We start from the raw sequence: 22,786 nt of genomic DNA on the forward strand, positions 1-22,786 counted from the left end.
CCAGGGTTCAGGGTCTAGGGTTGTAGGTCGAGAGGCGGACTGTAGAACGCCCGGATCTGCGGAATCAGCGTGTCCCAGCGTCCAACGATCCTACGCGCAGGTGGCAACCCAGCGATGAGCTGGCGGCCGTAATTCTTGGTAACCACCCGCGGATCGGCGATCACCACTATACCACGATCGGCGCTCGTGCGAATCAGGCGGCCGAAGCCCTGTTTGAGCCGGAGCGCGGCGTGTGGAAGCATGTACTCGCGGAACGAGTCGCCGCCCCGGGCTGCGATCGCCTCGCAGTGCGCGGCGGTGATGGGCTCGGTGGGAACGCGGAACGGGAGCTTGGCAATAAGCAGCGCCCTCAGCGCATCGCCCGGCACGTCCACGCCCTCCCAGAACGATGCCGTTCCCAGCAGCACCGCGCGCCCCGCTTCGCGAAAGCGCGTGAGCAGCACATCGCGACTCTCGTCGCCATGGACGAGCACCGGCCAGCGCCTATCCGACCCACGTGCCCGGAGTTCTTCGGCCATCGCTCGAACATCGCGGTGGCTCGTGAACAGCACGAACATTCCGCCGTCGGCGGCATCGGCAATCTCGACGGTCATCTTCGCAACCGCGCGAAAGTGATTCGGACCGTCGACGTTGGGCGCTGGAATGTCGCTTGGCACCGCGAGAATGGCCTGCTCGCGATACTTGAACGGCGACGGGAAGATTCCCGTTCGCGGCGCGATCTCGGGATCGTCGAGGCCGAGGCGCGACGCGAGAAACTCGAAGCGGCCGTCCGTCGCCAGCGTGGCGCTCGTGATCACTGTGGTCGCTGCGCGCTTGAACAGGTCCTCGCGAAGGATGGGCGCGAGATCGAGCGGCACCGTCGAGACACTCGCCGCCCGATCACGGCCGCGCGCCTCGATCCAACGCACCGTTCCCTCGGCGCGTCCGGGATCGAGCGCACGTCGCAGTCCGTCGCCGGCAACCTGAAGGCGTCGCGTGACCGAACGCATTTCGTTCATGAGCGGCATGACAGTGTCGTCGGTGCGTTCAGAACTCTCTAAACGCTCGCGAACGAGCTGCAGTCCATCGGCCAGCAGCTCGATCTCCTTGACTGTATCGTCGAGTGCAAGGCGCAGCCCAGCGTTCCAAATCGGATGCTCGGCGAAGTCGTCGGTGAGGCGGACGACGCTATCTCCGCTCTGCTGCAGGAACATCTCGAGCAGATCGAACAGAAACGCGCTCTTTTCGCGCACAGCGCGCACGGCGGGAGCGAGCCGAGTCTGCGCGAGATCGAGGCTCGCGGTGCTGAGCAGATCGTCGGAGATGGAAAGTCGCGCGATGAGTGCCGTGAGCAGGCCGCGTCCGCGCCGATCGAGGCGATTGAACGCGCGCTGCAACGAGCGGCGCGAGACCGTCGTCCCAAGGTGCGTCGCCGCAGCATCCTCGAGATGATGCCCCTCGTCGACGACCAGTCGCGTGTACGCGGGAAGTACCGCGGCCTCACCCCAGTTGCCCGACGCGCGGCGTACCGCGAGATCGGACAGTAGCAAATGGTGATTGACCACGATCACGTCGGCCTGCGCTGCCTCGCGACGCGCTTTGAACAGAAAGCACTTGCTGTACGCCGGACACTGCGCACGCTGACAGAGATCTGGCTCTGCGGCTACCTCGTCCCACACCTCCGCCCGCGGCGCCGTGGTGAGATCGCTCAACGATCCGTCGCGCGTACGCTCGGCCCAGGCGCGGATGGTGTCGAGCTCCTCCTGCACACCGTCCTCGAACAACGCGTTTCCCGATCCGCGCGCCTGCTCGAGCCGCACGAGACAGAGGTAATTGCGCCATCCCTTGAGCAGCGCAAAGCGCACATTCTGACCGCCAAGCGCCTTCGCGAGAAATGGCAGGTCCTTTCCGACGAGCTGCTCTTGGAGGTTGATCGTGTTCGTCGACACGACCGTTCGCTCGTTGTTCGCGCCCGCCCAACGAAGCGCAGGAACGAGATAGCCGAGCGATTTGCCTACGCCCGTTCCCGCCTCGAGTAGCCCAACGCCGCCATTGTTGTACAGGCGCGCGATCTCCACCGCCATTGCGCGCTGGCTCGGACGATCCTCGTAACGTGCGAGCTCGGTCGCCACTCCACCGTCCGGACCGAGATCGCGATCGATCAGCGCTGGATCGATTGCCTTGAACTCGTCGCGTGCCGGAACTTCCACGACGACATAGAGCTCGGTCGCCGCGTTGTTGACGATTGCGAATCCGATTCCGTCGTCATGGATTCGCGCGGCGATCTCCATGTCCGGTCCCGATGGCTCGAGCAGACCGGACGGATGGTTGTGCACGAGTAACTCGCCGCGGCTCGCGAACCCAGGCAGCGCCAGCACGCTTCGCACATCGCCGCGCGATACGACGCGAGCCGTCTGCACGACGCCACTCGCATCGATGGTGCAGACGAAGCACACCTCACGCCCACCAGCGAGGCGAATCGCCGCGCGGATGGCTGTTGCAGCGTTCGGACTGAGGCGCGCGGACGGATCCGCCGCGACGGACGGGGGCATGACCGAAAATCTAGTGACTGACATGGCCCGTAGCGCGCAGCATAACAGTCGCACGGCCATCAAAAAGGGCGCGGCATCGCCGCGCCCCAGTCCGAACCTCTAGCGCGCAGCGCCTAGCGCCTACTCACGTCTTGAGAGGCTTCTTCTTCGCCGCCGGGAACAGCACGTTGTTCAGAATCAACCGATAGCCCGGGGAACTCTTGAACAGGGACAGGTCCGTGGGCGGATTCTCGATCGCGTGCTGCGGGTCCTCAGGGTCGTGGCCGCCGTAATACGTCCACGTGCCCTTGCCATAATCGCCGTGAATGTACTTCACCCACGGTGCACCTTCTTCATTCGCGAGGATCGTGACACCCGGCTTGAGCACTGCCTTCGTGAAGCTCGTCGTCACCCCGAAGAAGTCGTTGATCACCGCGCGGTGATTCTGCACGAGCATCGACGGAACCGGATCGAACTTCGCCGAGAAGTTGAAAAGCGTGAACGTGCCGAGAGGTTGGCGGCGGCCGGGTACGTTGACCTGATGGCCGTCGATGTCGCTCATCGAATTGACGAAGGGCGACTGCTCGAGGTGGGCGTCGTGGAACGCCATGGTCTTTCGCCAGTCCATCTTGCGATCGGCGTCAGGGTCCATTGGCGTACCGTCGATGTAGCTCTGCGCGATGTCGACATTCGCGCCGGCGATTGCCAACTCGAGCGTTTCGGTCGCACCGCACATCGCAAACAGGAATCCTCCGCGATCGACGAACTCGCGAATCTTGTTGGCGACGTCCTTTTTCAGGCCGGGCATGTTGGCGAAGCCGAGACGCTTGGCTGTCGCCGTGTTCTTCTGCAGCAGGTTGATGAACCAGGGCGCGTCGCGGTAGCTGAGATAGAACTTGTTCAGCTGGCCGGTGAAGTCCTCGTGATGCAGATGCAGCCAATCGTACTTCGTGAGATCTCCGCGCTCGACTTCGTCGTCGTAGATCGGCGTGTACTCGATGCCCGCATATTTCAGCGCGATCGTTACAGCGTCGTCCCACGGCAGCGCGTCGGGCGGCGTGTACACGGCGATCCTCGGAGCCTTTTCCAGCGGAACCGCCTCCATGTTGTTCGCCGCGATCTCGGCGCGAATCTGACTCAGCTTTCCGTTGTCGATCGCCTCGTAGCTGATGCCCGCGAGGCCAGCCTGACGGCGAAGCTCCGGCGTGTCGGCGAGGAGGAACGAACCGCCGCGGTAGTTCAGCAGCCATTCTGCCGACGCACCCGCCTTGATGGCTGTGTACGTCAGACCGTACGCCTTGAGATGGTTCTGCTGGGCGTCGTCCATTGGCACGAGCAGTCGCTGCGCGACGACCGATGCGGTCGGCGTAACGACGAGCATCAGGGCGACGACGACGCGCCACGCGAATCGAGAAATCGACACGGCGATCACTGCGTTGGAGGAATGGAGCTCTTGACCAACTCGAGCTCGCGACGCGCCTGCGGCACGAGAGCGCTCTGCGGATATGTGAGAATCATGTGCTCGAGATGCGTCGTGGCGCCTGACGCATCGCCGCGCTTGCGGAGCAGCCGTGACCATTCGAGCTCGGCCTGCGGTGCCTCGGGGGTCTCGCCGTCCTTCGCGAGAATCTGCGTCCAGAGGGCGACCGCGGCTGTTTCGTTCTTTAGATTTGCCTGAATCTGCGCAGCGAGCAGTAGGAGCAGCGATCGAACGACCGGCGTCTGCCCCGCCGCCTGAACGAACTGCGACGTTGCGCCAACGCTGTCACCGCGCGCGAGGGCAAGGAACGCTTTGCCGATCGCCGGTGCACTGTCGACTTTCAGCCGAGCAATCAGGCCGAGTGCAGACGCGAGTTCGGGCGACGCCTCGGTCCCGCCGCGTAGCAGCGTGCGCGCTGTCTTGAGATTCCCATCATAGAGCGCGAGCCAACCAGCGGCGTCACTCGAGTCACCTTCCACACCAGTTGCGGCAAGCGCGGCGCGAGCCCGCGCCATGTCACCGGTGCGAACCCAACCCCAGGCGATCGTACGGGTGAGCGAATTGTGCGCACCCGGCGCGAGAAAACGATCATATGCCGCGACGAGCTTCTCCGCTTCGGCCGGCCGGCCGAGTGACGCGAGTGCGCGTGCATGCAGCGGGAGATACGTTCGAGCAATCGTTGCCGAATCACCGCGGGCATCGGCCAGCGGAGCTAGTCGCAACGCGGCGCCAGCGTCGCCCGAGTTCATTGCGGCAGTCGCAGCACGGATCGACAGCTCTGGCGTTCGCTTCCACCGGAGCGCCGACTCGAGCGCGTTGCGCGCGATGACCCAGCGGTCTTCGCTCTCGGCGCGCTTCGCAAACTCCGACCACGCGTCGGCGCTGAGGCTGTCGACCGGAAGATCCTTCAGGGCGTTCCAACCGTCGCCTGGTGAACCCCAACTGGTTTCCAATTCGGCGAGCGCGCGGCGCGACGGCACCTCGACTGGTGCAGCGAGAAACACTTCCCGGATCTGCGCGCGCGACGACGATGGAGTTGGCGCGAGCGCGTACGCCGCCGCTTGCTCGAGATAATCGGCGCTACGAAGGGCTTCGCGCCAGGCACGAGCCGATTCGATCCACTGGCCCTGTGCGGCGCGCGTCTGCGCGAGCTCGAGTTGCAGATCCTTCGTTGTCCCGAGCGACTGGCGTGCTCGTAAGAGAATGCTATCGGCCGCGGCCGATTGGCTGCGCTGCAAGAGGAGCCGCGCGTATTCACGAAACGGCGACGCGCTTCCCGGCATGTCGCGGATCCACGCCTCGAACGCCTTACGAAGGTCTGCCTGTCGATTGGCCGTTTGCAACGTCCGAAGCTGAACGGTGCGGAAGGTCTCTTCGCGCGGATTCGTCGCGATCAGTGTGTCGAGCGACGTAACGAGCGAATCCGACCAACCGAGCTCCGCGTAAACACGCTCCAGCCCGAGCAGTGCGTTGACGACGGCCGACGTGTGCAGCGCGGTGCGAAACAGCGGTACTGCGTCGCGATATTTTCCCGCCGCCTCGAGATCGAGGGCCTTGTAGAAGGCCATCGTGTCCGCTGGCGCTTGTGCCCGGAGAGACGCTGGAAGCGCGAAACGGGAGGCGAGAACGACGGCGAAGAGCGAACAGAGTCGCACGACACGACGCTTTCCCACGCTTCGCACTCCGCCCTTCCCCCTTTCCGCGTTACGGTGTTCCTGCATTTATTCGCTTGAAGTACTCGAGAATCGCGCGACGCTGATCAGCGCTCAGACCGCGGAGCTCGTCCCAGTTTGGCTCGCGGAATTTTACGGCCGCACGTCCGTTGGCGCTGGTATTGTCTGGCTTGAGCTCATTGCCCGCTCGAGCCGACGTCGCTTCGCGCTTGTTCGAATCGTCCCGCTCTTCCTTCTGCAGCGAGCGACCGGCGTCGAGCAGTTTGCGGAAGAGTTGCTGCTGTCGCGCGACCGTGGTGGCGTCGAGGCGACCGCCTTCGAGCGCGTCGGCCAGCGCTTTCGCTTCCTTGGCGAGCTGCGCGGCACGATCGCCACCGACAGCGTCGCCAACTTCATCAAGCTGCTGCGCAACCTGACGCTGCTCGCGCGCCAGTGCGCGTGCCGTGCCCTGATTCTGCGACGACTGCGGCTGCCCCATTCCCGGCAACAGTCCCTGCGCCTGCGCGTTGATCGAGCCCTGCTTCTTGGCCATCTCCTGGAGTTGCTGCATCATCTCGGAGAAGCCCGTGGCGGAACTCGACGTATTTGATTTTTCGCGATCGCGCGCGAGCGACGACGCCGCGCGATTGAGCGCGTCCGCTGCTTCGCCGAGCGAATTGGCTGCCTGCTGCGCGCCGCGCGAATCGGCGGTTTGCTGCGTGGCCTCGCTCACCTTCTGTTGCGCTTCGGCCACGGAACGCTGCGAGCGTCCGGAGAGGAGCGACGTCTTTTGTCCTTCCTGCTGGAGCTTCTGCGCCGCGTTGTCGAGTCCCTGCTTCACAGCGCTCTGCTCGCCGCGCATCTCCTCAGGCTTCGATTGTCCCGACCGCGCCTTCTGCTCGAGCTGTTGCTCCTGCCGAGCCATTTGTAGCATTTCCTGAATCGCCTGGTCGAGCGCGTTGTTCAACTCCGACTTCCATTCGTTGACCTGCGACTCGCGCGCTTGTTTCATCGATTCCGATGCGCGCTCCATCTGGCCCGCGGCATCGCGCGCGCCCTGCTCCATGTTCTCGCCCTTCTGTCCCTGCTGATTCTGCCCGCTCTTCTGGCCGTCCTGCTGTCCGCCCTTTTGGCCATCCTGTTTGTTGCCCTGCGAGCCGCTCTGACCGTTCTGGTTCTGCTGTCCGGACTGATTCTGCTGGGCATTTTGTTTCTGGCCGTTCTGGTCGTTCTTCTGACCGCTGGCCGCCTGATTCTTCGCTGCCGAGTCGCGCTTGGCACTCGCGTCGGCCTTGTCGCTCTGCTGCGATTTATCGCTCTGCTGAGACTTGTCGCCCTGCTGCCCCTTGTCCGCCTGTTGCGACTTGTCTCCTTGCTGCTTGTCGCCCGACTTCTGCTGGCCAGCCGCCTGACGCAGCGCTTCTTCGGCTGCGTTCGCGTGCTTACGTGCATCTTCGGTCTTCGATGCACCGGCATCGGCTTTGTCTTTCTCCAGCCGATCCTGCAGCTTCTTCAGCTCGTCTTCGAAACGCTGCGATCGGTCAGCGAGTTGTTTCGCCTCGTCTTTCTGCGCTTCACTCGACTTGCCGGCAATCGAGTCGGCTAGCGCGCGATCGCGTTCGGCGATCTCCTTCGCTTCATCCTTGAGCGTCTGCATCGCGCCTTCGAGCGCGGCACGCTTCAACATCTCGGCGCTCTTCTCCAACTGCTCGCGCAGCTTTTCCTGCATCGCCTGCAGATCTTTGAGCGACGACTGCGACTGCTCTCGCGAGAGCTGCTTGGTCGCATCGTCGAGCTTCTGCATCTGCGCAAGAAGCTCCGGCGTGAGGGCGTCGCGGAGTAGCTGCTGTGCTTCCTGCAGCTGTCGCGCGAGACTGCTATCGAGTGCATTCGCCTGCTTGAGCTGTTGCTCGAGCGCAGCGGCCGTTTGCTGCAGTTGCTTGACCTGATCGGCCAGCGCGCGCTGATCCTTCGCGACGGACTTTGCCTTCTCCGCCGCATCGTAGCTCATGTTGCCCTGCTTGTTGCCGGCGGCATTCGCACCGCTCGCGGCGTCCTGCGAGCCATCGCGCTGCGACCGATCGCGCGTCGCCTCGCTCGTGCGCTGCTGCAGCGACTTCTCGGCCGCGGCGGCCTGCTTCGCCTGACTGACGGCGGAATCCATAGAGGCGCGCGCAATGGCGCGACGCTCTTCCATGGTAGGAATCTTTAATAGCAGTTCGCGACTTTCTCCGCGCTGGGCCCACGGCGAGTTGTCCGTTGCCACGATCTTGACGTGCAACGCATCGCCCGGCTTGAGACCGCGCGGGGCGAGATCGAGCACGGCGGTTCCGTCCCACACGTTGGAGAGTGCCTCGGCGACACGCTGCGCCACCGGCGGCTGCGCTCCACCCGCGCTCGGCTGGCGCCAGCTGAGCATCTCGACGCGAGCCAGACCGTGATCGTCGCTTGCGGTTGCGCGAAGCGTGATCTTGTCGTCGCCGGCGACGATCGTGTCGATCGCGGGGGACACGAGTTCGACACGCGGCGCGGAATCTGGAACGACTTCGAGCTCGAGCGGCGGCGGCACGTCGGCGATTGGACCCGCCGTGCCCATCGCGAGCCACGAATAGCGACCGGTCTTCTTCGCCTCGAAGCGGCCGTCGAACGCGTGATCGTTGACACGCAGCGACACAGTATCAGGCCCGTTACCCAACCGAACATCGTGGAGTGCGGTCGATGCTCGACCCGCGACTTCGATGACGGTGCCCTGCGGAACACGCGCAGGTTCGCCTACCGCGAGCCCTTCAGCCTGTCGATTGAGATACGCCGGATAGATCGCGCGCATGGACACCGCGCCAACAAACGGACGATCGGTGACACGAACCAGTGCTGTATCGCTCACGGAGCGGCCGTCGGTCGCAACGATCGTCAGATCGCCACGCAGCGGCCCCACTTCAATCGTCGCCACGCCTGTACGTTTGTCGACGGAAACAACCTGCGTCGCCCACGCCTCACCAGGCGCGCGTTGCGACAGCGTGATCGTTCCGCGTTGGGCCGCGGCAATCTGCAAACGTGCAGTTTCGCCGCGCAGCACGGCCGGCGGCAGATTCGTGAAGCTGATTCGCGGCAGCAACGTTCCCTGCCACGCCTGCACAGGACGCATGATGGCCAACAAGCCATCGTTGAAATTCGGAACGGCGAACGCGAGTGCGGCCATGGCAACCGTTGCGACGCCAGCCGCCTGCGCGGCTCCACGACGCACGGTTCGCTGTTCGACGGGAGCGAGTCGTGCGCTCACCGGTTCGAGCTTGCTCGAGACAGCATCAGCGGCGCGACGTCCCAGTGCACCCGTGTTCGCCACCTCCAACACGCCGCGAAGCGCCCCTGCGCGCATTGACTGCTCGCGTTCGATCGTCGCGGCAACACTACCACGCGTGGTGCGACGCTCGAGTCGTCGAGCAGTCCAAACGACCACGGCAACGTCGGCTGCGAGCACCAGCACCCAAATGAGGAACGGAACCGGACGCGGCAGCGCCATCCAACGTGCGCTGCCGAGTGCGCCAGCACCGATCGCAAGCAAAAGGCAGGTCGCGCCAACAGCGAGCGCCAACCCCACGATCATGTGCATTCGCCGCAAACGGGTTCGTTCGCGGTCCACCAACTCGAGTACGGTCATGGCGTCGGGCGACTCGTGACGGCGTACGTGAAGAGGTTCACACCCATTCGGAGTGCCGCTTCGTGCAGCTCCGGCGGATCGTGATACACCTCAGGATCTTCCCAGCCATTCCCGAGATCGCTCGAGAAGCTGTAGTACACTGCGAGACGATCGCCGAGGAAAATGCCGAAGCCGCGAGCGGGAAGTCCGTCGTGCTCGTGGATTTTTGGCAAACCCTTGGGGAAGTCGTAAACGATGTGGTAGATCGGATGCGTCACCGGAACGTCGACCAGCGGACGATCTGGAAAAACCCGCTTCATCTCGCGGCGAAAACTCGAATCGATGCCGTAATTGTCGTCGACATGGAGGAATCCGCCGCGCGTCAGGTACTCGCGCAGCCGCAGCACCTCGGAGTCGCTGAACCGAATGTTGCCGTGGCCAGTGACGTGAATGAACGGATAGTCCCAGAGTTTGTCGTCAGACAGCGTGACGCGCGCTTCGGTCTTGTCGACTTGGAGCGACGTGCGCTGACGGATGGCCGCCAACAGATTCGGCAGACTCGATGGGTTCGCATACCAGTCGCCGCCGCCGTCATACTGCAGGCGCGCGATGGTCAGAATGGGCGGTACGCGAAGCGCGGTGACAACCGGGATGATGGCGAGCGCTACAAGAGCGACGGCGCGTGAGCGCCTGGATCCAATCATTCGTCGCTCTCCTGTGCTTTCATCCCGTGCTCCTGCGCCATTTGGTAGGCCTGCCGTTTGGACACGCCCAACTCGCGCGCCACCTGTGTGGCGGCGTCCCGACTGCTCATCCCTTCAGCCCGAAGGGCCTGTACGCGGTCGCGAACGGCCTGCTCGGTCACCTCGGGCGGAGTGGCTCCGCCGATCAGCAGCACGAGCTCGCCGCGAGGCGGCGTACCTTCATAGTACGCGCGGAGCTCACCGACCGTTCCTCGCCGCACTTCCTCGAACTGTTTGGTCATTTCGCGGGCCACGACCGCCGCTCGATCGCCATTTCCGCGTTGCTCCAGCTCGACGAGCGTCGCGACCAGCCTGTTCGCTGATTCGTACACCACCGCAGTATGGCGCAAGGCTGAAATCTCGTCCAATGCTTCCCGCCGTTCACTCCCGGTCCGTGTAAGGAAACCGAAAAACGTGAACCGCTCGACGCCGAGTCCCGACGCGACGAGCGCCGCGAGCATCGCCGATGCGCCGGGAATCGGCACCACCGCCACACCGGCGGCGATCGCCGCGGCAATGAGTCGCGAGCCGGGATCGGAGAGCAGCGGGGTACCCGCGTCGGAAACCAGCGCCAGCGATTCCCCACTCACCAATCGCTCGACGAGACGCGGCGTCGCCTTGGCCTCGTTGTGCTCGTGATACGCGACCATCGGCACGGCGATCTCATAGCGCGTCAGCAGATTCCGTGTATGTCGTGTGTCTTCGGCGAGAATTGCACTCACCGATTTGAGCACGTCGACTGCGCGAAAAGAAAAATCCCCCATGTTGCCGATGGGGGTGCTGACGACGAAAAGAGTACCGCTAGCGGCCGCGTCGCTCACACGACTTTCCATGGCATTTGATCGTACAGGCCAGCGGACTGGAACATGTGCCGTCGCTCCCACGTGAGCTCGCGCAAGAGCGCTTCCGGCGGGTCCGCGTCGTGGTCGATCGCTGCCCACAGCACGTCGCGAATCCACGCGGCAACGCCATGCGTCAACTCCGCGGTGTCGGCGAGCGGATCTGCAAGCGTCGTATCGGTGACAGAGAAGGCGCCGAGCACCGGATGCGTGACAAGTAGTTGCTGTCGCGCGCGCTCCGCAATCTCCGGAGCGCTATTGCGTCCGCGCTCGACGAGCTGGCGAACGAGCGTCGCGGTGAGATCACGATAGGCTTGCACGAGTCCGTGAGGCGCTTGCGCCGGGAGCGGCGCATAGCCCGACCATCGTGCAACGCGGAGTTCGCCGACTCTTCCGTCACGCGCGAATAGCTTGGCGACGCGATCCACGACCGTACCGTGATTGCCCGTCGCGAGAAATGCCCGCGCCACGGTGCCGTGCTTGAAGACGAGATAGTTGACGCCGTCGTTCGCGATGATCTCAACGACGCCATCGAACGTCTGCGACATCAAGTACGGAAAGAGCGCGGCTGGATCGTGCGGCACGAGCGTGTCCGGCCACGGCTCCGGCGCCGATGACTGCGTTTTGAACATGCACGCGAGTTGCTCGGGATCTGCTTCGTGAAAGCAGATCTCACCGTACTCTGGCTCGCTCGGAATTTTCTCGAGCGCGGTGGTGATGGCGACGGCTTGCGCACTACGCGGATCGCGGACGGTCGCGTTGACGACCTCGCCTTCGACGAGGTAGAACATCACGAGCTCGTCGAGCTGCGTGATCGCTACATACCCCGAGATGCGCGCCGATCGATCACGCTTCGCATCGGTGAGCAGATTGCGAAGGTGGATATAGGCGAGCCGCGTGCGAGGTAGGAGGACGCGGCTGTATGGAAAGCGGAGGGCGGCGAACGGGGCGGGCATGTCGGCCCTAAGATGTCGCGCGGAGGCGCGTACGTCGAGCGGGTCGGCTTCGACCCGCTCGCGCACACCTGCAACGACGACTAGGCAGCGGCAGCGGTGTGCTGCTGAACCTTCGCCTCGATCTGCGTCTTTGGCACGGCGCCGATGATCTGATCCACGACCTTTCCGCCCTTGAAGAACAGCAGGGTCGGAATCGACCGAACGTTGAAGCGCGAACCCGTCTTGATGTTCGCGTCGACGTCCAGCTTGGCGACGCGCAGCTTCCCCGAATACTCCGTTGCAAGCTGATCGAGAATTGGCGCGATCATCCGGCACGGTCCGCACCAGGTCGCCCAGAAATCGACGATGGTCAAGCCATCTTGCTTCTCGACTTCGGTCTCGAAATCAGCGTCTGTGACAGCAATAACGTTCGACATGAAAAAGCTCCTGGTGGCTATCAACTATCCGACAGCCATAACTTAATGGCCATGCAAACACCGTCTCACAAAGGTCGCACCGGTACCACGATCGCCCATATCGGCATCGCTGTTCAAGGTCTCGATGCGAGCGTCTCGTTCTATCGCGACGTGCTCGAACTCGACACCGTTCCCCTGCAGGACATGGATGGAGCGCGGATCGCGGCTCTGGCCGCCGGACCGTCGCTGGTCGAGCTCCTGGAAGCAGAAACGCCCGACTCGCCGATCGCGAAGTTCGTCGCGAAACGCGGGCCGGGCATTCATCACGTCTGTTTTGCGGTCGAGGATCTCGACGCCACGCTGGAGCGCTGTCGCACCCACGGCATTCGACTCATCGACGAGCAACCACGTCTTGGCGCCGAGGGAAAGCGAATCGCCTTTCTGCACCCCTCGGCCACGTCGGGCGTACTCGTCGAGCTATCGGAGTACTGACCTAGCCGTGTCGCATGCAGATGTCCTGCAGCGCCTTGGTATCGACGTCTCTTACATACCAGCGCTCTGCCGGACCACGCACGACTTCGACGTTCGCCGATCGCGTCAGGTCGCCATAGGACACCTGGACGACCATGGCTTTCGCACCACCCAGGCTCGGCGCCTCGCCAACGACGTTGTACGTATCGTGACGCAGGCAGCGCATGATGTACAGCTCGCGCTTCTGGAGCTCGTCGGCCGAGAATCGATCGCGTGCAAGGCCGGTCTGATCACCCCACAAGCTCGACATCGCCTGCAGGTCAGTCTTCTTGGCGGCGGTCATGAAGCCCTGAAGAGCCATCGTGACGTCTGCGGCCCCGATCTGCCCCGGACGGGCCGCAGGGCTCGAAGCGACAGTCGTGCTCGCGCTCGACGCGAACGTTTGCTGCGTGGTCTGGCACCCGCCAACCAGCAGCAGACCCATGATTACTTTCTTCATTCGATCGTCTCCATGACGGGGACCGGGTTCACGAACGCGTTCTAGAACTGCTTTCGGCCGCCACTCTCTCGAGGGACAGTCCGGATGATTCACCAGCGTCTGTACATCAACGTCGACCACATCGCGACGATTCGACAAGCGCGCCGCGGCGACAGTCCCGATCCCGTCGAAGGTGCCGTCGTCTGCGAGGCCGCGGGTGCCGATGGAATTACGGCGCACCTGCGAGAGGATCGGCGACATATGCAGGACGACGACATCGCCCGTCTCGCCACAACTGTGAAGACAGTCTTCAACCTCGAGATGGCCTGCACCCAGGAAATGCTCGATCTCGCCGTCCGGCTGCGTCCGCATCAGGTGACACTCGTGCCCGAGCGCCGCGAGGAAATCACGACAGAGGGCGGCCTCGATGTGACGCACGACCATGGACGAATTCGCGATGGGCTGGCCCGGCTCAACGACGCAGGGATCCGTACGAGTTTGTTCATTGCGCCGGATCTGGCCACCGTCGAACGCTCGCGCGAACTGGGCGCCGCCGCGATCGAGCTGCACACGGGTCAGTACGCACACCACGCAGCCGATCCGGCAACCTTGCGCGCACTGCGTGACGCGTCGGCGCGCGGTGCGTCGGTTGGATTAGCGGTCCATGCGGGCCATGGACTCACGGTGCAGAACGTCGGACCAGTCGCCGCCATTCCGGAAATCGAGGAACTCAACATCGGACATGCGGTCGTGAGTCGCGCAGTGTTTGTTGGACTCGCGAACGCCGTCTATGAGCTCCGCGGAGCCATGGACGTCGCTCGTCGGTCCTCCTAACTTCGTTTCGCGCCAACCAACGGAGCGCGCATGAGTGCGGCAGCGGGTTTTCTTGAATTTTTCATCCTCGAAGCCAGCGATTACGTCGAGAAGCTCGATGGGTTGCTGCTTGGTGGCGGCTCAGTCGGTCCCGATGGCGAAGCAATGCAGCGGGCCGCCCGGGCGCTCCGCGGCACCGCGACCATGGCGAAGATTCCCGCATTCGCCGAACTCGCGGCGTCGGTCGAACGCGTTGGTCGCGCAATGCAGGATGGTTTGCTCCGCTGGGATCCCGCGCTGTCTGGCGCAGTCGTCGCCGCCATCGACGACCTAAAGTCTCTGCTGCATGCAACACGCGCGTGGACGCCTGCCGAGGATCGTCGCGCACGGGAGCGCGCCGGGGAGCTCGCGCGCTTCGCCCCGGCGCGCGCCACTGCGACGCCGACGAGCACCGCAAGCGTATCGTCGACGGGAGGATCCTCTCCGTTTCTCGCGACCGAGGCAGCGAATATCGCCGCCGGGCTGGAATTGCTGTCCGCGCGATCGGGCGATCAGGACACCGCCACGAACGTGCTGCGCCGAATTCGCGCGCTCCGCGGTGTGGCGGGCGTGAAGGAAATCGTTCCGCTCGCCGATACGCTCGAAGCGACGGAAGATGCAGCGCGTGGCCTGGAGCTGTCGCGCGAAGAGCTGACGCCAGACGCTCGCCGGCTGCTCGAGGCAGCAGCGGGCTATCTGCGTACACTTTCGTCGCTGCTCCGCGTGGGCGGTGACGTGCACGCGCCAGACCCAACGCGCGATGCATTCGAATCGGCTCGCGCCGCGGTGGAAGCACGCGAAGGTGATCGCGAACGCGTCGTGCCAATCGCCAAGCTGTTCTACGAGGATGGCGGCGCAAATGTCGTCGAAGCATCGCAGCATCCGCCAACGACGGCCAACGAACGCTTTCGTCTAGAGCTCGTCAGCCTTGGCGAGCATCTGCACCAGGTGATTCATTCGGCGCGCAAGGCGGGCGATGCCGCGGCGTCGCCGCGGATCGAACGCGATGTGCGTCGTGCACTTCAGGCATTGCAGGCCGCGGCGGAGAGTTTTGGCGAGCACGATATCGCCGAGTTCATCCGCGCGCAGAATCGTGCAACGACGAACATCGACTTCCTGAGTCTGAGTGGCCTCGACGATCTCGCTTCCGCGCTAACTGAACCTGGCTCGAACGGCGAACGTCTGCTCGCGCGGCTGCGCGAGATTTCTGGCGGACGCGAGCTCGCGAGCGCCATCGGCGCTGGCTTTGGACGCGCCACGCCACCAGTGGCAGCGGCACCTTCGGCGCCACCAGCGCCAACGATTCGTCCCGCGCCGGTCGTCGCTCGGCCCACTCCCACTCCGCCAGCAGCGCCACCGACTCAAGCGCCACCGACTCCAGCGCCGTCGCGCGAACCAATCGCGCCGCCAATACCAATGCCCGTCGCCGCTCAGGTGCCCCCGTCGCTGCTCGATCGCGGCATCGCCTCGCTCGACTCGTTTTCGGCGCGCCGGCATCTTACGCCCGCGCCAATCGCCGAGGATGACGACAGTCATCTGGTGCCAATCGAGTCACTGCTCTATCGAGGACGCGCCGCTCTCGATCGCGCTGCCGAACTGCGCGACGAGATGAAGCATTCGGGCGCATTCGACGACCGGGAAGCACTCGACGAGCTCTTCGATCTCATCGAGCTTGCACGCGCGGAGTAGCAAACAATGAAGTTCGGGGGCAAGGGCGCGCTCGGCATCGCGATCAGTATCGCCTGCCTGTACTTCGCGTTTCACAAGGTCGATTGGACCAAGGCGATCGAACTGGCGCGCGACGCGAATTACTGGCTGTTGGGGCTGTCGGTCGGCACCGCAACGCTGATGTTCCCGCTGCGTGCCCGCCGTTGGCGGACGATCCTCGATCCGGTCGTTCAAGATCTCCCTTTCGGCGAGTTGTGGCGCGCAACGGCCATCGGCACGATGGTCAACAACGTGATTCCGCTCCGCGCGGGTGAATTCGCGCGCGCCTATGCGCTGTCGCGCGAAGAACCACAGGTCACGTTTCCGACGGCGCTCGCGTCGCTCGTCGTCGATCGCGTGTTCGATGCGATCGTCGTGCTGCTGCTGCTCGCCGTCGCCATGTGGTCGCCCGACTTCCCCGCCGGCGCCACGGTGCTCGGCCACCCGATGTCGCAGTTGGTCAAGGCGTTTGCTGCGGCGCCGATCGCGCTGCTAATCATTCTGTACTCGCTCGTTTTTTTTCCAGATACGCTCATTCGATTTTTCGAAGCGTTCGCTCGAAAGGTCTCGCCGACGGTGGAAAAGCGCGGTAGCGACATGCTGCGCAGCTTCGCTGAAGGACTGAGTGTCTTGCGGTCGCCGGCGCACTTCCTGGGCGTATTCTGGTGGACGTTGCTCCATTGGCTCGTGCAGCCGCTGGCCTTCTGGCTCGGTTTCCAAGCCGTCGGTATCGACGTCCCGTGGTCGGCGACGCTGTTCGTGCAGGGACTCATCGTGGTTGGTGTGTCGCTCCCCGCGGCGCCCGGTTTCTTCGGTGTGTTCGAATTCATGGCGATCACGGCCCTCGGCCTCTACGGCATCGGCCAGTCCGACGCGGCGACCTGGGCGCTGCTGTTCCATGTCGCATCGCTCATCCCGATCACGCTCCTTGGCGCGTACTACTTCGCGCGTATGGGCCTGACGATGACGGCAATCGGGTCCGCGGCGACGAGCGGATCGCAGTGAGCCTCGCTGCCCGCGTTTCGGCGCAGGCGAAGGTCAACCTGCTCCTCCGCGTGCTTGCTCGGGAAACGAGCGGCTATCACTCGATCGAAACGATTTTCGCTCGGATCGACCTTGCCGACGACGTCACCGTGCGCGTGGCATCCGGCCGAGGGCTCGATTGTACCGGAACTGCGGTGCCGGCGGTTGGTCTTGGCCCCGTGGAGCGGAACCTCGCGTATCGCGCCGCGCTGGCATACATGGAAGCGACGGGCTGGCCGAACGGGTTCGCGATCGAGATCGAGAAGAAGATCCCTGTCGGTGGCGGACTCGGCGGCGGGAGCGCGGACGCGGGGGCGGTGCTCCGCGCGCTTGACGCGCTGTCGCCAAAGCCGCTGGGCCGCGGACTCGTCGAGCTGGCAACGGCGCTTGGCGCGGACGTCCCGTTCATGACCATCGAGAGTCCGATGGCGCTGGGTTGGGGACGTGGGGAGCGCCTCTTTCCGGTGCGACCTCTCGATGCACGGCCAATCGTGCTGTGCGTCCCGGAATTCGCGGTTTCTACCGCGGACGCGTACGGCTGGGTGTCGTCGGACCGTGGGGCATATGTGCCCACCGCGTCGGTCCTCGATCCGGAGGCGGTCGCCACGTGGGAATCGCTTGCAGCCATTGCAACGAACGATTTTGAGGGACCCGTAGGCGCTCGGCACCCGGAGATTGCGCAGCTCGTCCGCCAACTGGAATCGGCGGATGCGCTGATCTCTATGATGAGCGGCTCCGGCTCGACGGTGTTTGGCGTCTTTGACCGGGAGCCCCGCCCCACCGTTCTGGCGCAGCCGAGAACCGTGGTTTCGCGGACGAGTGAGCAGGTTCTGCCGGTCGAGATCGTCGGCCGGGCCAGCGCCTAGCTCCCAACCGAGGTTCATGTGGCGCCGGGATTTGACCTGCGCCCGTGACGAGGGTTTATTTCAAGACTGTCTTGGAACCGTCGTTTGCCCCCTCGTCCAATGGCAGGACATCGGTCTTTGGATCCGAGAATGGTGGTTCGAATCCACCGGGGGCAATTCTGGCAGCGGTTCGGCGGAGCGATGGTTGCCCGCCGAGCTCGGCTTGCCCTTTCCCCGCCCGTTTTCCCCGTCATTCTCTGAGCCACCGATGGATGGACTAGCAGTCCCAAGTCACGGCCTCAAGCTGTTGTCTGGTAGCGCCAATCGAGCGCTGGCGGAGGAAATCGCACGGAACCTCGGCGTTGACCTTTGTCGAGTGAACCTCGGACGGTTTGCCGACGGCGAGCTGTCTGTGCGCATCGACGAAAACGTCCGCGGCAACGACGTGTTCATTCTGCAACCGACGAATCCGCCCGCGGAAAACATCATGGAGCTGCTGCTCCTGATCGACGCGGCTCGGCGAGCGTCGGCGGCGCGAATCACGTGCGTGATGCCGTATTACGGCTACGCTAGACAAGATCGAAAGGACCAACCGCGCGTGCCGATCGGCGCCAAGCTCATGGCGAACATGATCGTCGCAGCGGGTGTCGATCGCGTACTCGGCGTCGACTTTCACCAGCATCAGTTGCAGGGATTCTTCGACGTCCCCGTCGATCACCTGTACGCGATGCCCGTGTTCACGGCGCACTACCGGAAAATGCAGTTGATCGATCCGGTCGTCGTGGCGCCGGACGTCGGCTCCGCGAAGATGGCGCGTGGTTTTGCCAAGCGCTTGAACGCAACGCTCGCGATCATCGACAAGCGTCGTCCGCAACCGAACGTGTCGGAAGTCGTGAACGTCGTTGGTGAAGTCGAAGGACGTGATTGTATTCTCGTCGACGACATGATCGATACGGCGGGCACGGTGTCCGAAGCGGCGAATGCGCTTCGCAGCCTGGGCGCCAAGGACATCTATTGCTGCGCGACGCACGCGCTGCTGTCCGGCCCGGCGGTCAAGCGGTTGAACGATGCGCCGATCAAGGAGATCGCGGTCACTGATACGATCGCGACGCCACCAGAACGGCGCCCCAAGGCATTGTTGACGCTATCGGTTGGCGAATTGCTTGCAAAGGCGATTCGGTTCACGCACAGCGAACAGTCGGTGAGCTCGCTCTTCGACTAATCGCTCGTGTAGTGCGGAGCCTCCGGGCTTCGTGCGGTCGCTCGGTCCCAATGGTAGGGAGGACGCAGCCTCCCGAGAGTAACAAAGACCGAAGCGAATTGGCTGCGAAGGTGCAATTTATCAAACTGGAATTACTGAAATGGCAACAGCATCACTGAACGCCACGCTCCGCAGCGATCGCGGAACGGGCATCGCACGCAAGCTTCGTCAGGCCGGCTCGGTGCCGGCGGTCATCTACGGCCATGGCCGTGACCCGCAGTCGCTGACCATCAACACGCGCGAAGTCGAGAAGCTTCTTCAGCAGCACTCGGCCGGCAGCACGGTCATCGAGCTGAGCGTCGAAGGCAAGGTTTCCAAGACGCTCATCCGCGAGATCCAGCGCCACCCCTTCAAGCGCACCATCGTTCACATCGATTTCCAGCAGCTCGTGGCTGGCGAAAAGATCACCGTCAGCATTCCGCTGCGCTTCGTCGGCACGGCCGATGGCGTGCGCAACTCGGGCGGTATCCTCGAAGAAACGATGCACCAGGTCCACCTGCGCGTCGATCCGTCGGCGATTCCTGATCACATCGACGTCGACGTCACCCCGCTGACGGTCGGACACAGCTACCACATCCGCGACCTCAAGCTGCCAGCAGGCGTCGCGATTCTCGACGAGCCGAATGCGACGGTCTGCGTTTGCAACGCGCCGAAGACCGAGACAGCGACGACGACGGAGGGTGAGGCCACGCCGGGTGCTGGCGAGCCGGAACTCATCCGCAAGGCGAAGGCTGACGCCGAGGAAGACGCTAAGTAAGTCGCCTCGTGTTCGGGTTCCTGTTCGGGTGGCGACCGCGCCGGGACAGTTCCGGCGCGGCACGCGACGACGAGCCAATGAAAGTCATCGTCGGATTGGGAAACCCGGGCAAAGAGTACGAGCGCACGCGCCACAACGTCGGCTGGTGGGTCGTCGACCACCTTGCCGACGTTTGGCGTTTTGACGGATGGAAGAAGGACGGCGATGCGCGCGTCATCAACGGAATGGTCGGCGGCACGAAGGTGCGCCTGATCAAACCGCTTACGTACATGAATCTGAGCGGCGCTGTGCTTCGGCCGTATCTTCGACGCCCGTTCTGGTCGGCAGCGACAGACCTGATGATCGTCGTCGACGAAGTCGCGCTGCCGCTCGGCCGCTACCGCTTTCGCGCCAAAGGCAGCGCGGGCGGACACAACGGCCTCAAGAGCATCGAGTCCGTTGTAAAGTCACAGGAATACTCGCGACTTCGCGTCGGAATCGCGCCGGAAGATCCGTCGCGTCGCGGCGAGCTGAAGGACTACGTGCTCGACGATTTCGGAAAGCGCGAGGAAGCGGTGGTGCGCGATCTTTTCCCGACGTTCACCGGCGCGCTCGAGCTTTGGATGAAGGAAGGGATCGTTCCTGTGATGAATAAGTTTACGGGCGACCTGGCAGTCTAGGTCACAGGTCTGAGGTCTGAGGTCTCTGGGTAGTCCCTCGAACCCGAGACCTCAGACCTGAGACCACCAACGTCAGCCCGATCAGATTTCGCTATTAGTGCGCGCATCAATCCGCCCGCGCCGCCCCTCTAGATAGTTCTCTCATGCTTCGTCTCGGTATCGTCGGACTTCCCAACGTCGGCAAATCGACGTTGTTCAATGCGCTCACGTCGGCCGGTGTGCTGGCGGCGAACTATCCGTTCGCGACCAAGGACCCGAACGTCGGGCGAGTGAACGTACCCGATCCGCGACTCGATGAGCTCGCGCGCATCGTCGAACCGCAGCGCACCGTTCCCGCGGCGGTGGAATTCGTCGACATCGCCGGCTTGGTCAAAGGCGCGTCGCAAGGCGAGGGACTTGGCAATCAATTTCTCTCGAACATTCGCGAGACTGATGCAGTCGTCCACGTCGTCCGTGCGTTCGACGACGACGACGTGTTACACGTCATGGGCTCGGTCGATCCGGTTCGCGATCGCGAGGTAATCGAGTTCGAGCTCGCGCTTGCCGATCTCTCCGTGGTCGAGAAGCGACTCGATCGTGTGAAGCGCGCGTCGAAGACGGGCGACAAGGAAGCATTGGCGGAGCTGGGCGCACTCGAGCGGGCGTTCGCGCCGCTCTCCGACGGAAAAGCACTCTGGCATGTGGGCCTCTCGGCAGAGGACAAGGCGGTCCTCGCACCGTTGTCGCTGCTCACGCTCAAGCCCGTTCTGTATGCGGCGAACGTGACCGACGCGGAGTTAGCCGGCGAGGAAGGATCGCACATCGCGAAGCTGCGCGAAGCGGTCAGGGCGAGCGGCGAACACGCCGAAGTTGTCCCCTTCTCCGCCAAGATCGAATCAGAACTCGCCGAACTGCCCGACGAGGATCGTAAGGGTTTTCTCGAGTCGCTTGGATTGGAGTCGGCGGGGCTCGATCGGTTGATTCGGGCTGGGTATCACCTGCTCGGACTGCAGACTTACTTCACGGCCGGCGAGCAGGAAGTGCGCGCGTGGACGATTCATCGCGGCGATACGGCGCCACAGGCAGCGGGCGTGATTCACACGGACTTCGAACGCGGATTCATTCGCGCCGAGACGGTGGGCTACGACGATTTTCTCGCGAACAACGGATGGAAGGTTGCGCGTGAAAAGGGCGTCGTGCGGTCGGAAGGCAAAGAGTACGTCGTGCAGGACGGCGACGTGATGCTGTTCCGCTTCAACGTGTGAGGGTAGCGGACCGGAGCAGATAGCCGATTGCAGCTCTCGACGTTGCTCAAACTGTTCGGATTGTACCCGCCAGTCCTGCTTTAGGACGGCACCGTCATCGAAGCACGCGACGCGGATCCCCAGTGTCGTACCGACTGAATCGGGGTGAACAGTCCCTCATGATAATTCGCGTATAGCCCTTGCGCGTCGGCGCATTCTTGAGCAAGTCACAGAAACGTGGCTACTCGAATTGCCGAGCCAGAACTTTGGCCGTCCTCGAGTGCGATGCAATTCTGCCATAGGCAGTTGTCGAGGCGCGATCGATCATAGAATCGTCGCGATCAAACAGACCAACCGATGACCTCATTAGGCCTGCTGGTCGCTTGTGCTTTGACCCTCGCGAGCAGGACCGGGGATTGGCGCGGCAGACAAGCCCGCCTCTCGCGGGTTGGCGTCGTCAGCGGGAATGTGGTTGCGGATGGACGCCCGCTCGCTGGCGTCTCGATTGAGTTGACGCGGTTAGGACCGCCCCCCGCTGGCCGAAACCTTTCCTCGGAGTCGGATTCACTCGGCGGTTTTCGAATCGAGATGGTTCCCACCGGATTCTACAAGTTGTCCGCACGCAAGGTCGGATATCGAATTCATGCGATGGCGGTTTCCGTCGAAGATGATGGTACGGTTCAGCAGACCATTCAAATGGAACGGCTTGGACTAGTACTGGACACTGTGGTAGTCCGCGACGCGGCCTCAAAGCCGCAAGAGTATGGACCAGTGTCGCGTCTTGATGAGTTCTATCAACGGCGGGCGCGTGGAGTAGGTCATTTCGTCACACGAGAGCAGTTGGATTCGCTCGAATCGACGACGCTCGGCGCGATACTAGGCCGCGTCCCCGGAGTGCACATCTCGGCAGACCTCCACGCGATGCATGTGAGTTTCGCGCAGTGCCAGGGCGCGTTGCTCGGGGCGTCGCAGTCTCGAGCAGCCGGCGATGCAACCTCTGGCTCTGACAATCTCGTGGCCCTTGTGATCGACGGAACGCGAGTGGCGCAGTCGGAGGTCTCGCGCACTCTCGCTAACCTGCGACCATCGGATCTCGAATCACTCGAGATCTATCGCGGACCGACGGAGTTACCGTTGGAAGTGATGGGCAACGCATGTGGAGCGATCTACGCGTACACGCGGTTCGGCGCGTCGAGAAAATCGCCCCGTCCTTGAAAACAGCGTGATCACGGAGCGTTCGACGCGATGTCCAGTCGTCACCGCACGACTCGGCTGAGCGCTAAGGAAGATCCCAAGTA

At 63.5% G+C, this 22,786-nt stretch carries 19 protein-coding genes, 1 tRNA gene and 1 pseudogene; 12 read left to right on the plus strand and 9 right to left on the minus strand.

All coding sequences use genetic code 11. The features are described from left to right. Positions 1-14 precede the first annotated feature (14 nt). The 8 genes from AC6H4Z_RS15755 to trxA form a co-directional block, all read right to left on the minus strand. Positions 15-2,531: a helicase C-terminal domain-containing protein gene (locus tag AC6H4Z_RS15755; RefSeq protein ID WP_497542913.1), complete on the minus strand. Its 2,517-nt coding sequence runs from the start codon at positions 2,529-2,531 to the stop codon at positions 15-17. 124 nt (positions 2,532-2,655) lie between these two features. After that, positions 2,656-3,933 carry an asparagine synthetase B gene (locus AC6H4Z_RS15760; RefSeq protein ID WP_497542914.1) on the minus strand — a complete coding sequence of 426 codons (1,278 nt, stop codon included), beginning with the start codon at positions 3,931-3,933 and terminating at the stop codon, positions 2,656-2,658. A gap of 5 nt (positions 3,934-3,938) precedes the next feature. Then, positions 3,939-5,663, minus strand: a complete 1,725-nt coding sequence (locus AC6H4Z_RS15765) for a tetratricopeptide repeat protein (RefSeq protein ID WP_497542915.1) — start codon at positions 5,661-5,663, stop codon at positions 3,939-3,941. A 31-nt stretch (positions 5,664-5,694) separates the two neighbouring features. Next, positions 5,695-9,300, minus strand: coding sequence for a hypothetical protein (locus tag AC6H4Z_RS15770; protein WP_497542916.1), 3,606 nt, complete (start codon positions 9,298-9,300; stop codon positions 5,695-5,697). Next, entirely contained in the window at positions 9,297-9,983 is a 687-nt protein-coding gene (locus tag AC6H4Z_RS15775; protein ID WP_497542917.1) for a DUF4159 domain-containing protein, read from the minus strand. Before AC6H4Z_RS15775 ends, AC6H4Z_RS15770 begins: the two co-directional genes overlap by 4 nt. Next, positions 9,980-10,855 carry a 16S rRNA (cytidine(1402)-2'-O)-methyltransferase gene (gene rsmI, locus AC6H4Z_RS15780; protein ID WP_497542918.1) on the minus strand — a complete coding sequence of 292 codons (876 nt, stop codon included), beginning with the start codon at positions 10,853-10,855 and terminating at the stop codon, positions 9,980-9,982. The genes AC6H4Z_RS15775 and rsmI overlap by 4 nt, the downstream gene beginning before the upstream one ends. Then, the gene (locus tag AC6H4Z_RS15785) at positions 10,840-11,817 is read right to left on the minus strand and encodes a hypothetical protein (RefSeq protein ID WP_497542919.1); all 978 of its coding nucleotides are present in this window, start codon (positions 11,815-11,817) and stop codon (positions 10,840-10,842) included. Before AC6H4Z_RS15785 ends, rsmI begins: the two co-directional genes overlap by 16 nt. Before the next feature lie 80 nt (positions 11,818-11,897). Further along, on the minus strand, positions 11,898-12,233 hold the full coding sequence (gene trxA, locus AC6H4Z_RS15790) for a thioredoxin (RefSeq protein ID WP_497542920.1): 336 nt from the start codon (positions 12,231-12,233) through the stop codon (positions 11,898-11,900). Between the two features lie 51 nt (positions 12,234-12,284). Here trxA and mce point away from each other — a divergent pair, with 51 nt between their 5' ends. Next, complete coding sequence (mce, locus tag AC6H4Z_RS15795; RefSeq protein ID WP_497542921.1) at positions 12,285-12,704, plus strand: methylmalonyl-CoA epimerase; 420 nt, start codon at positions 12,285-12,287, stop codon at positions 12,702-12,704. Between the two features lies 1 nt (position 12,705). Here mce and AC6H4Z_RS15800 read toward each other — a convergent pair whose 3' ends face one another. Beyond that, positions 12,706-13,182 carry a hypothetical protein gene (locus AC6H4Z_RS15800; RefSeq protein ID WP_497542922.1) on the minus strand — a complete coding sequence of 159 codons (477 nt, stop codon included), beginning with the start codon at positions 13,180-13,182 and terminating at the stop codon, positions 12,706-12,708. An 84-nt stretch (positions 13,183-13,266) separates the two neighbouring features. Between AC6H4Z_RS15800 and AC6H4Z_RS15805 the strand changes: the two genes are divergently transcribed. From AC6H4Z_RS15805 to AC6H4Z_RS15855, 11 genes and pseudogenes are all read left to right on the plus strand, one after another. Further along, the gene (locus AC6H4Z_RS15805) at positions 13,267-13,995 is read left to right on the plus strand and encodes a pyridoxine 5'-phosphate synthase (RefSeq protein ID WP_497542923.1); all 729 of its coding nucleotides are present in this window, start codon (positions 13,267-13,269) and stop codon (positions 13,993-13,995) included. A gap of 30 nt (positions 13,996-14,025) precedes the next feature. After that, a complete protein-coding gene (locus tag AC6H4Z_RS15810; RefSeq protein ID WP_497542924.1) occupies positions 14,026-15,702 on the plus strand; it encodes an Hpt domain-containing protein in 1,677 nt (558 codons plus the stop codon). Between the two features lie 6 nt (positions 15,703-15,708). Then, positions 15,709-16,725, plus strand: a complete 1,017-nt coding sequence (locus tag AC6H4Z_RS15815) for a lysylphosphatidylglycerol synthase transmembrane domain-containing protein (protein WP_497542925.1) — start codon at positions 15,709-15,711, stop codon at positions 16,723-16,725. Beyond that, complete coding sequence (gene ispE, locus AC6H4Z_RS15820; RefSeq protein ID WP_497542926.1) at positions 16,722-17,609, plus strand: 4-(cytidine 5'-diphospho)-2-C-methyl-D-erythritol kinase; 888 nt, start codon at positions 16,722-16,724, stop codon at positions 17,607-17,609. The genes AC6H4Z_RS15815 and ispE overlap by 4 nt, the downstream gene beginning before the upstream one ends. Positions 17,610-17,694: 85 nt before the next feature. Continuing rightward, positions 17,695-17,765 (plus strand) — tRNA-Gln (locus AC6H4Z_RS15825). Between the two features lie 91 nt (positions 17,766-17,856). Next, complete coding sequence (locus AC6H4Z_RS15830) at positions 17,857-18,810, plus strand: ribose-phosphate diphosphokinase (protein ID WP_497542927.1); 954 nt, start codon at positions 17,857-17,859, stop codon at positions 18,808-18,810. 139 nt (positions 18,811-18,949) lie between these two features. After that, positions 18,950-19,606: a 50S ribosomal protein L25/general stress protein Ctc gene (locus AC6H4Z_RS15835; RefSeq protein ID WP_497542928.1), complete on the plus strand. Its 657-nt coding sequence runs from the start codon at positions 18,950-18,952 to the stop codon at positions 19,604-19,606. A gap of 77 nt (positions 19,607-19,683) precedes the next feature. Next, positions 19,684-20,265, plus strand: coding sequence for an aminoacyl-tRNA hydrolase (pth, locus tag AC6H4Z_RS15840; protein WP_497542929.1), 582 nt, complete (start codon positions 19,684-19,686; stop codon positions 20,263-20,265). 143 nt (positions 20,266-20,408) lie between these two features. Then, positions 20,409-21,509 (plus strand): redox-regulated ATPase YchF, encoded by a 1,101-nt coding sequence (gene ychF / locus AC6H4Z_RS15845; RefSeq protein WP_497542930.1) that lies wholly within the window; start codon positions 20,409-20,411, stop codon positions 21,507-21,509. A 336-nt stretch (positions 21,510-21,845) separates the two neighbouring features. Further along, positions 21,846-22,178, plus strand: a pseudogene (locus AC6H4Z_RS15850) (carboxypeptidase-like regulatory domain-containing protein); the annotation flags it as partial. 81 nt (positions 22,179-22,259) lie between these two features. Next, complete coding sequence (locus AC6H4Z_RS15855) at positions 22,260-22,703, plus strand: TonB-dependent receptor plug domain-containing protein (RefSeq protein WP_497547054.1); 444 nt, start codon at positions 22,260-22,262, stop codon at positions 22,701-22,703. The last annotated feature ends 83 nt before the right edge of the window (positions 22,704-22,786 follow it).

This window comes from Leucogemmata humicola (assembly GCF_055379415.1).

Excerpts from the sequence above, each read along its gene's own strand:
- AC6H4Z_RS15805 (WP_497542923.1), top strand. The coding sequence starts at position 13,267 with ATGATTCACCAGCGTCTGTACATCAACGTCGACCACATCGCGACGATT.
- mce (WP_497542921.1), top strand. The coding sequence starts at position 12,285 with ATGCAAACACCGTCTCACAAAGGTCGCACCGGTACCACGATCGCCCAT.
- AC6H4Z_RS15800 (WP_497542922.1), bottom strand. The coding sequence starts at position 13,182 with ATGAAGAAAGTAATCATGGGTCTGCTGCTGGTTGGCGGGTGCCAGACC.
- AC6H4Z_RS15785 (WP_497542919.1), bottom strand. The coding sequence starts at position 11,817 with ATGCCCGCCCCGTTCGCCGCCCTCCGCTTTCCATACAGCCGCGTCCTC.
- AC6H4Z_RS15775 (WP_497542917.1), bottom strand. The coding sequence starts at position 9,983 with ATGATTGGATCCAGGCGCTCACGCGCCGTCGCTCTTGTAGCGCTCGCC.
- ychF (WP_497542930.1), top strand. The coding sequence starts at position 20,409 with ATGCTTCGTCTCGGTATCGTCGGACTTCCCAACGTCGGCAAATCGACG.
- AC6H4Z_RS15810 (WP_497542924.1), top strand. The coding sequence starts at position 14,026 with ATGAGTGCGGCAGCGGGTTTTCTTGAATTTTTCATCCTCGAAGCCAGC.
- AC6H4Z_RS15755 (WP_497542913.1), bottom strand. The coding sequence starts at position 2,531 with ATGCCCCCGTCCGTCGCGGCGGATCCGTCCGCGCGCCTCAGTCCGAAC.
- AC6H4Z_RS15835 (WP_497542928.1), top strand. The coding sequence starts at position 18,950 with ATGGCAACAGCATCACTGAACGCCACGCTCCGCAGCGATCGCGGAACG.
- AC6H4Z_RS15770 (WP_497542916.1), bottom strand. The coding sequence starts at position 9,300 with ATGACCGTACTCGAGTTGGTGGACCGCGAACGAACCCGTTTGCGGCGA.
- trxA (WP_497542920.1), bottom strand. The coding sequence starts at position 12,233 with ATGTCGAACGTTATTGCTGTCACAGACGCTGATTTCGAGACCGAAGTC.
- AC6H4Z_RS15830 (WP_497542927.1), top strand. The coding sequence starts at position 17,857 with ATGGATGGACTAGCAGTCCCAAGTCACGGCCTCAAGCTGTTGTCTGGT.
- rsmI (WP_497542918.1), bottom strand. The coding sequence starts at position 10,855 with ATGGAAAGTCGTGTGAGCGACGCGGCCGCTAGCGGTACTCTTTTCGTC.
- AC6H4Z_RS15815 (WP_497542925.1), top strand. The coding sequence starts at position 15,709 with ATGAAGTTCGGGGGCAAGGGCGCGCTCGGCATCGCGATCAGTATCGCC.
- pth (WP_497542929.1), top strand. The coding sequence starts at position 19,684 with ATGAAAGTCATCGTCGGATTGGGAAACCCGGGCAAAGAGTACGAGCGC.